Here is a 6,654-nt window from a genome sequence, read left to right on the forward strand (position 1 = left end):
AATACGCAAAGCCCCATTGTTCACAAAAGTGATACACACGCCAATACATTGCATAACCTTTCTGTTTGCTGAACCGATTGCGGATTTGCTACTCCGCGTCCAATATCCTGAAACATTTAGAATAAACTTCGCCTACTGCTTCTTCTACAGCCCCTTTTTTCAAGGACACGTATTGTGACAAACGTCTGTTCCGCCGGCCTGGATGTGGGCTTTGCCTCTCTGGACTACCTGCAGATCTTCATCCTGGGCGTCATCCAGGGCATTACCGAGCTGTTGCCGGTGTCGTCCACAGCCCACATGCGAGTGGTGCCCGCCCTGCTCGGCTGGCAAGACCCGGGTTCGGCGTTTTCCGCGGCCATGCAGTTGGCGGCGCTGGCGGCGGTGGTCAGTTACTTCTGGCGTGACGTGCGCCAGGTGACCACCGGCAGCATCAGTGCAGTGCGCCGGGGCGACTACAACGACCGGTGGTTCAAACTGGCCGTGGCGATTGTGTTGGCCACTATCCCGATTGGGATTGCCGGCCTGGCGCTGTCTTCGACCCTGAATACCTGCAACTCGCCGTTACGCGGCCTGATGGTGATCGGGATTGCCTGCGTGGTGATGGCGGTATTGCTGGCAGTGGCCGAAGTGCGCGCGCGCCACACCCGTGAAATGAGCGAAATGCGCCTGCGCGATGCGCTGATTGTCGGTATCGCGCAGATTGGCGCGCTGATTCCTGGGGTGTCGCGCTCCGGTTCGACACTCACCGCCGCGCTGTTCCTGAACTTCAAGCGTGAAGAAGCTGCGCGCTTTTCCTTCCTGCTGGGCCTGCCGGCCATCGCCCTCGCCGGCTTGAAAGAACTGTGGGTGCTGCTGCACGCCGACATGCCCGCCCACGCCTGGTCGCACTTGATCTTCGGGCTGGTGGTCGCCAGCGTCTCGGCGTTCTTTGCCATCTGGGGCCTGATGAAGTTCCTGGAGCGGTTCTCCACCTGGCCGTTCGTGATCTACCGCGCACTGCTGGGGATTTTCCTGATCGTGGCGGTCAGCACCGGCTTTTTGAGTTAAGCCGTGCGGAGCTAAGCCCCAGGCTGGCGGTCGGCCAATGCTTCGAGCAGGTCGGCCGAGGGCACGAAAAACAGGCCGCCGGTGACCGCCGTGCTGAAGTCCAGCAAACGGTCGTAGTTACCCACCGGGCGGCCAAAGGGCATGTTGTCGCGCAGGATCTTCACTTCTTCCACCTTGACGCTGTCGCCCAGGGCCGCCATCAATTGGGTGGCCAGGGCCATCTAATCGGCACGGATGTGCAGCAGGATGTCGCCAGGGGTCGAGACGGCCTTGCGCTCTTGCACACCTAACTCGCGATATGGATACAACGCCGCCGGGCGTCAGAGTGGCGACCATGAAAATCGCGCTGCGGGTGATGGGGTGGCAGACGAACTGCGGTTCAAGAGGTGGCTGAACGGGGCACGTACTCATGATGAACATCCAACGGCTGAGGGCGGTTTTGACCCGCGCGAGTGAGCAGATCAGATACTGCGACACTCGACCAGCAACCCGCCCTCCTCGCGCACGCGGCTTTCGATCACCACCGGCAGGAAACGTTGAATCACCGTCATGTTGCTGTGCAAGTGCTCGCTCATGTGTGGCGTGGTAAAACGCCCGCCGCCGGCCAACGCCATCGGCAACAGCAGTTGATCCGCCAGGTGCTCACCCACTGCGGTGTCGGTGCCCTGCCATTCCATCGCTTGGTTGATGGCGTCATCGGCCACGGCTTCGGCCCGCACGGTGGTCATGCCGAACGCACTGAATACTTCGGTGACCTGCGCGTGAACATATTCGAGCATCAGCACATTGCCCGGTCCTTGCTGCGGATCAATTTGCACAGGACACAGCTGCGCCTCGGTGAACCCCAGGCGCTGGCGGACGCGCTTGAATTCACGCTCACTCACCTGATCCGCCAGCCCGGCATTCAGCACGATGGCACGTTTTTCCAGCAGCTTGCCGCGCTGCATCAGCTGCAACGCCTGCAGGTCCGATGGCTGGATAAACGCCTCCACTTCGCCGCCGCCAGCCGGGACGAAACCATGGCGCATGAGGTTCAATTCAACGCGCGCCCCCATGCGCCGCAACAGCGGCAGCCAGGCCCGCTGCAAAAAGTCCACTGGCGGCGCCAGCGGGTTATGGGTGCCGCCGCTGATCGTCACGCGGCTGGCGGTTGGCGCGCGCAACAGCGCCGGTAGCAACGTCTGCAACACCAGGGTGCAGCTGCCGGCCGTGCCGATCGCAAAGCGGTACTCGCCGCCCTGTATCGGCCCGGGCTCGAACAGCAGGTTCTGCGAGCCCAGCTCAGCCCCTTGCACCTTGGCGCCACACACTTGGGCGGCGGCCAGCACGGCGGTCAGGTGTTGGCGCATCAAGCCTGGCCGGCTGCGTTTGGCGCGGATGTTTTTGATGCGCAACGTCAGCCCGGTCACCATTGCCAGGCTCAAGCCACTGCGCAACACCTGGCCACCACCGATGGCGCCGTCGAGTTCAATCACGTCCTGTTTCATGTTGGTCCTTATGCGTAGCGGTTAACCGTGTCCCGAAGGTAATGATCCAGGCGTTTTGAGTCTGCTTGCGTGCGTGGCAAAACCGGCACTTCGCGTTCCAGCTCGCGCAGGATAAATGCGTGCAGCGCCGGGCGCCGTGGTCCATAAGCGGCCTCGCCGGCATTGCGCTTGAGGGCCAGCAGCGTTGCCACTTCGTCGAGCAGTTGCGGGTCATCCACCGTGCCAAGCAAGTCGGCGAAGGTCATCGGCGGGCGTCCCAGGCCCAGGTCGATCCAACGCACTGCCAGCAACGGCCTCAGCACGTAGAAGTACTTCTTGAACCGCACCTCCTCGCCTTGCAGGTAACCACGAAAATTCTTCCTGGCCATCGACAAGTAGTGATTACGCGCCGCCGGCGGGCTGTAGAACGCTTCGGCCAAGGCCCGCAATTGCGCCGTCGCCTCAGTCTCCTGGCGATACACCAGGGGCGAATCCAGCCACTCCAGCAACGTAGGATTGGACTTGCGCAGCAGCCCCAAGGTCTTGCGCAGCTCCCATCCGCTGACATCCAACTCGTCATCCAGCGGGCGCTCGATCACATCCCGCGGCGCATCCACCTGCATAAACCAATCAGGCTTTTCCACGTAGACAAAGCGCACGTCGTAATCGCTGTCGGTAGACGCAAACCCCCAGGCGCGACTGCCCGACTCGCAGGCATACAGCACGCTCACGTTGCGCTCGCGCTCTATGCGTTCCAACTCATCCAGCACCCGCGCGCGCATGGCGTCGCTGAGTGGGTGGCGTTCTTCCCTTTCCATCGATGTTCTCCTCTTAACCTTTTACGCACACCACCTGACGCAGGGTGTGCAGCACTTCCACCAGCTCGCGCTGGGCATGCATGACGGCGTCGATGTCCTTGTAGGCCATCGGAATTTCATCAATCACATCGGCGTCCTTGCGGCACTCCACATGGGCCGTCGCGCGGATCTGGTCGGCCACCGTGAAGGTGTTTTTGGCCTTGGTGCGGCTCATGGTGCGGCCCGCGCCGTGGCTGCACGAGCAGAACGACTCTTCGTTGCCCAGGCCGCGCACGATGAAACTTTTTGCGCCCATGGAACCCGGAATGATCCCCAGCTCGCCCTTCTTCGCCGACACCGCGCCTTTGCGCGTCACCAGGATCTCTTCACCAAAGTGCCGCTCTTTTTGCACGTAGTTGTGATGGCAGTTCACCCCTTCCAGCACCACCTCAAACGGCTTGCTGATCACCTGGCGCGTGGCGTGGACCACCGCGCGCATCATCAATTCGCGGTTTTGGCGGGCAAAGTCCTGGGCCCAGCCCACGGCTTGCACGTAGTCATCGAAGTGCTGGCTGCCCTCTTCGAAATAGGCCAGGTCGCGGTCCGGCAAATTGGTCAGGTGCTGGCGCATGTCCGCCTGCGCCAACTGGATAAACAGGTTGCCGATGGCGTTGCCCACGCCGCGTGAACCGCTGTGCAACATGAACCAGACACGGTTGGCTTCATCCAGGCACACCTCGACAAAGTGGTTACCCGTGCCGAGCGTGCCCAAATGCTGGCGGTTGTTGCTGTGCTCGAGCTGCGGATACTTATCGGTGATTGCCTTGAACCTGGGGTGCAGCGTCGCCCATACCTGATCGGCCTGGGCCGGCACGTCTTCCCAGGCGCCTTTGTCACGCCCTTTACGGCTGCGGGTACGACCATGGGGCACGGCGGCCTCGATGGCACAACGCAGCCCGTGGAGGTTGTCGGGCAAGTCGCTGGCGGTCAGCGTGGTGCGCGCGGCAATCATCCCGCAGCCGATGTCCACGCCCACTGCCGCCGGGATAATCGCCCCCACCGTAGGGATTACGCTGCCGATGGTCGAGCCCTTGCCCAGGTGCACATCCGGCATCACCGCCAGGTGCTTGAAGATAAACGGCATCCTGGCGGTGTTCATCAGTTGCTGGCGAGCTTCAGGCTCAACCGGCACGCCCTGCGTCCAGAGTTTGATCGGCTTGCCGTTGGCCACTTCCAGCAGTTGGTAGGTTTTCTCTTGCATGATCTCGATTCTTTTTTTGAAAGCCGTCATCGCGGCGTTGAACAGGCTATAGCAGCGGACGTGCCAGCTTTTCACGCAACTCAGATAAAATCCATATCACATTGTTTTATATAGATATTTATAACCAATAAGATTTAAACGCTGAAAATCGATGGCAAGCGTGTTCGCCAATTCATATCCTTGCTTATCGTTACTTATATTTTGGTCTAGTCATGAAACACAAGCGTACCGTCGCCATCGGGTTTATCGGGTCAAAGCTGGACCGCGTCGGCAAAGGCGCCAACCGCTGGAACCACTGGCGCCCCAGCGTCGGTCTGTGCCAGCAGGCCGATGTGCTGATTGATCGCCTGGAGCTGATCCACGACGTCGATGCCCGTGACGTCAGCCTCGCCGAACGGGTGCGCGCCGACATTCTGCAAATCTCCCCGCACACCGAGGTGCGCCTGCACGCGATGCCGCTGCAAAACCCGTGGGATTTCGAAGAGGTCTATGCCGCGCTGCACGATTTCACCACCGACTATGCCTTCAACACCGAGCACGAGGACTACCTCGTGCACATCACCACCGGCACGCACGTGGCGCAGATTTGCTGGTTCCTGCTGACCGAGGCGCGCAACCTGCCGGCGCGCCTGATCCAGACCGCACCAGCCCGCCGCCGTGACGACACCGCGCCCGCCACCGGCACGCATACGCTGATCGACCTCGACCTGTCGCGCTACGACCGCATCGCCTCGCGCTTTGCCCACAAGCGCCTGGAGGGCCTGGCGTTTCTCAAGTCGGGGATCGCCACGCGCAATAGCGCTTTCAACGACTCCATCGAGCAGATCGAACGCGTGGCCGTGCGCTCCAAGGCGCCGATGCTGCTGATCGGCCCGACCGGCGCCGGCAAGTCATTCCTCGCCCGGCGCATCTACGAACTCAAGCGCAGCCGCCACCAAATCCAGGGGCGTTTTGTTGAAGTGAACTGCGCGACATTGCGCGGCGATGGCGCGATGTCGGCGTTGTTCGGTCACATCAAGGGCGCTTTCACCGGCGCCCAACATGCCCGCGATGGCCTGCTGCGCGCAGCGGATGGCGGCATGCTGTTTCTCGATGAAATCGGCGAGTTGGGGCTGGATGAGCAGGCGATGCTGCTCAAGGCCATCGAAGAAAAACGCTTCTACCCCTTGGGTGCCGACCAAGAGGTGGGCAGCGACTTCCTGATCATCGCCGGCACCCACCGCGACCTGCGCGAGCGGGTGGCGCAAGGGTTGTTTCGCGAAGACCTTTACGCGCGGATCAACCTGTGGACCTTTGACCTGCCGGGCCTTGCCGGCCGGCGTGAGGATATCGAACCCAATATCGATTTCGAACTGGAGCGCCATGCCCGCGAGCAAGGCCGGCGCGTGCGTTTCAACCTGGAGGCGCGGCGGCGTTACCTGGCGTTTGCCTGCTCCAGCGAAGCCGCCTGGCTGGGTAACTTTCGTGAGTTGTCGGCCTCGATCACGCGCATGGCCACGCTGGCAGACAGTGGGCGTATTGATGAGGCGCAAGCTGAAGAGGAAATTCAACGTTTGCGTTATGCCTGGGGGTTGTCTGCGCCGCAGGCTGAGTGGCAAGCCTTGCTGCCGGCGGAGCTGGATCTGTTTGATCAGGTGCAACTGAAGGCGGTGATTGAGGTGTGTCGGCAGTCCGACAGCCTCTCGGATGCGGGGCGCCGGTTGTTCGGCGTGTCGCGACAGGCCAAGGCGCAACCGAATGACGCGGACCGTTTGCGCAAGTACCTGGCGCGGTTTGGGCTGGATTGGAAGCAGGTAGCGTCTGTGGAGGCCTGAGGTTGGCAGTTGGGTTCGCTGGGGATTTTTTCGCGTTGTTAATGGGGTTTGGGGGTGTGGTTTACCGGTTCGTGGGGCCGGGTGGTTGGGCGTGCTATGGGGGGCATATCCGTTAGCTGGGTGAGGGCTGATATCGGTTCCGCTCTTACAGCGGGTCACTTTTGAAAAGAGCCCAAAAGTAACCAAAAGGCTCTTGCCCCACCACTCGGCACCTCGCTTAGGCTCGGTGTGCCCTCACGCAGGCTTTGGAGCGTGGGCCGCCGCGATGG

The 6,654-nt window shown here is 61.5% G+C and carries 5 protein-coding genes and 1 pseudogene; 2 read left to right on the forward strand and 4 right to left on the reverse strand.

The features are described 5' to 3' along the window. Positions 1-174 precede the first annotated feature (174 nt). Positions 175-1,047, forward strand: a complete 873-nt coding sequence (locus ACP7B3_RS04330) for an undecaprenyl-diphosphate phosphatase (RefSeq protein WP_106579591.1) — start codon at positions 175-177, stop codon at positions 1,045-1,047. A gap of 11 nt (positions 1,048-1,058) precedes the next feature. On the opposite strand, the pseudogene ACP7B3_RS04335 reads toward ACP7B3_RS04330, so the two are convergent. The 4 genes and pseudogenes from ACP7B3_RS04335 to ACP7B3_RS04350 form a co-directional block, all read right to left on the reverse strand. Further along, positions 1,059-1,458 (reverse strand): annotated as a pseudogene (locus ACP7B3_RS04335) (Dyp-type peroxidase domain-containing protein). A 50-nt stretch (positions 1,459-1,508) separates the two neighbouring features. Beyond that, complete coding sequence (gene rtcA / locus ACP7B3_RS04340; protein ID WP_145164877.1) at positions 1,509-2,534, reverse strand: RNA 3'-terminal phosphate cyclase; 1,026 nt, start codon at positions 2,532-2,534, stop codon at positions 1,509-1,511. 8 nt (positions 2,535-2,542) lie between these two features. Further along, positions 2,543-3,331 carry a nucleotidyltransferase domain-containing protein gene (locus ACP7B3_RS04345; RefSeq protein ID WP_426178070.1) on the reverse strand — a complete coding sequence of 263 codons (789 nt, stop codon included), beginning with the start codon at positions 3,329-3,331 and terminating at the stop codon, positions 2,543-2,545. Positions 3,332-3,344: 13 nt separating this feature from the next. Then, entirely contained in the window at positions 3,345-4,571 is a 1,227-nt protein-coding gene (locus ACP7B3_RS04350) for an RtcB family protein (protein WP_426178072.1), read from the reverse strand. Between the two features lie 212 nt (positions 4,572-4,783). Here ACP7B3_RS04350 and rtcR point away from each other — a divergent pair, with 212 nt between their 5' ends. Further along, a complete protein-coding gene (gene rtcR / locus ACP7B3_RS04355) occupies positions 4,784-6,385 on the forward strand; it encodes an RNA repair transcriptional activator RtcR (RefSeq protein ID WP_145164871.1) in 1,602 nt (533 codons plus the stop codon). The last annotated feature ends 269 nt before the right edge of the window (positions 6,386-6,654 follow it).

The organism is Pseudomonas sp. TWRC1-2, assembly GCF_049896685.1.
In the GTDB taxonomy this organism is placed as follows: domain Bacteria; phylum Pseudomonadota; class Gammaproteobacteria; order Pseudomonadales; family Pseudomonadaceae; genus Aquipseudomonas.